Consider the following 2,608-nt stretch of genomic DNA (forward strand, 5'->3'; position numbering starts at 1 on the left):
ATCATTGCCGCAAAGTAATTGCGCTGTCTCAAGGATTTTCCTGCATCAAACTCTGTCACACCTTTTCTTTGTCTCAATTTCCAGAATTCATGAGCATAACGATCTTTGCGAGCTTTTTCTTCATCAGATTTAGGATCGATGATCATGCAAGGTTGATCAAAGCCTAGCTCTTCCATTAATTCTTCAATGATATCTTTACGACCCAATAATATAGGTGTACCGATGCCATCTTCTAGCACTATTTGCGCTGCTTTGAGTACATCTATATTGTCTGCCTCAGCAAATACAATTCTCTTAGGGTTTATACGAGCACGGTTTAACAACAACCTAACAAGTTTATTATCAGAACCCATGCGGCTAAGCAATTGCTCTTCGTACCTTTCCCAGTCTAAGATAGGTTCTTGAGCCACACCACTTTCCATCGCAGCTTTTGCCACTGCTGGCGGAATAGTAGAGATTAATCTAGGATCAAAAGGTTTGGGAATGATGTAATCACGACCAAAAGAAAGTTTCAACTCTCCATAAGCTATGTTTACTTGTTCTGGCACTGGTTCTTTAGCAAGCTGTGCGATGGCTTTAGTTGCTGCCATCTTCATTTCTTCATTAATCTTAGTAGCGCGCACATCCATTGCTCCTCTAAAAATAAATGGGAAACCTAAAACATTATTTACCTGATTAGGATGATCACTTCTACCAGTAGCCATGATAATGTCTTCTCTTGAGGCCATTGCTGTATCATAATCAATCTCTGGTGTAGGGTTTGCCATAGCAAAAACGATAGGAGAATCGTTCATAGACCTTAACATTTCTCCATCAACAATATTCCCTACTGATAGGCCTAGAAAAACATCTGCATTTTTTAACGCCTCTCTTAAATCTACTTTATCTAGGTCTCGAGCAAATTGCATTTGTTCTGGACCTAAGTTTGTACGGTCCTTTGTAATCAGTCCATCGATATCAAACATCATGATGTTCTCTTTTCGAGCTCCTAACTTCACATATAGACTAGTGCAAGAAATAGCAGCACTACCTGCACCAGATATAACTATCTTAACATCTTCTATCTTCTTTTCCGCAAGTTCTAATGCGTTGAGCAAAGCAGCACTAGAAATGATAGCTGTTCCATGCTGGTCATCATGCATTACAGGAATATCTAGCTCTTCTTTAAGCCTGCGTTCTATCTCAAAAGCTTCTGGAGCTTTTATATCTTCTAGATTAATACCACCAAATGTAGGAGCAATATTCTTTACCGTTTTGATAAACTCATCCACATCCTTTGTATCCACCTCAATATCAAAACAATCTAAATCTGCAAAGATTTTAAATAACAGTCCTTTACCTTCCATAACTGGTTTAGACGCTTCTGGACCTATATCTCCTAGACCTAAAACTGCTGTACCGTTAGAAATAACCGCTACTAGATTTCCTTTTGTAGTATATTTATAAACATTTGATTTATCCTTTGCTATCTCAATACACGGCTCTGCAACACCTGGACTATAGGCGAGCGCCAGGTCTCTCTGACTACTATATTTTTTTGTAGGTACTATTTTTATTTTTCCAGGAGTAGGCTTTGCATGATAAACTAACGCTTCTCTCCTCTTACTTTTTTCGCTCATAAATCCCTTAGCATTTTATAAAACAAATGTAAGGTTTAAAGAATAATAAGCATTTTAATGAATGATAAAATTGGTGTTAGGTCTCGCTTTCGCGAAAGCGGAACTGAAATAAATCCTTGTTTACAACAAAAAGCTGCAATTATGAATTGCAGCTTCCCAAACTAACTAAACTAAAACTAACTAATCTAATTCTTCTATTACTTTCTTTAAACTAATCATATCAGGCAACCTACCTACATTTTGTAATTTAATGGTAGCAAGTTTTTGTGCTATAGTTATAGAGTCTAGAAGTGACTTATTATTAATACGCGCAAATAAAAAACCAGTCCAGAAGGCGTCACCAGCTCCTGTGACATCTTTTATATCTTTAATTTTTAACGCAGCTTGATGCAGCACACCTACTTCAAGATCAGAAACAGCAACGCCGTCTTTACCTTTTGTAAGACATATGGTAGAAACTCCTTTAGAATGAAAATAACTAAAGATTTCTTCTTCAGTTTTGTGACACTCAAAGTATCTATAACAATCATCAATACTTAATTTGAGTAATGGATTATAAGAAAGGTATTGCGTTATTATCTTTTTTGCTTCTATACGATCAGGCCATATTTTTTCTGAGTAATTGAGATCTATACTTAACTGTAGACCTAGCTCACTGGCGCGTTGTGCACCCTTTAAAATAGTCGTTCTCGCAGGATTTTTACTCAAAGCAAAACATGTCGTATGATAGATTTTTGATAAATGCAATAACTCATCAGTAACCACATCTTCTGGTATAACACAATCTGCTTCTCTATAGGCAGTAAAATCTGGTGTGTCCATAGATTTAGAAACTAAAATAATAGAAGTATGTAGCCCAGAAGTTCTATTTATATGTGAGGTATCTACATAGTCACTTTTTAATTTATCAACTATAAAATCCCCTAACCCATCCATACCGCAAGAGGCGATTATAGCAGATTTCAATCCTAATCTTGCGGCGTTAACCG

2 protein-coding genes are annotated in these 2,608 nt (G+C 36.6%); both read right to left on the reverse strand.

Annotated features, from left to right (window positions below):
* The coding region (locus A9Q93_RS13350) for a phosphate acyltransferase (protein WP_303687899.1) at window positions 1-1,619 on the reverse strand (1,619 nt) is incomplete at its 3' end.
* Window positions 1,620-1,799: 180 nt separating this feature from the next.
* A partial coding sequence (locus A9Q93_RS13355) for a carbohydrate kinase family protein (RefSeq protein ID WP_303687900.1) occupies window positions 1,800-2,608 on the reverse strand: 809 nt, incomplete at its 5' end.

Origin of the sequence: Nonlabens dokdonensis (genome assembly GCF_002162835.1) — a bacterium.
GTDB classification, from domain to species: domain Bacteria; phylum Bacteroidota; class Bacteroidia; order Flavobacteriales; family Flavobacteriaceae; genus Nonlabens; species Nonlabens dokdonensis_B.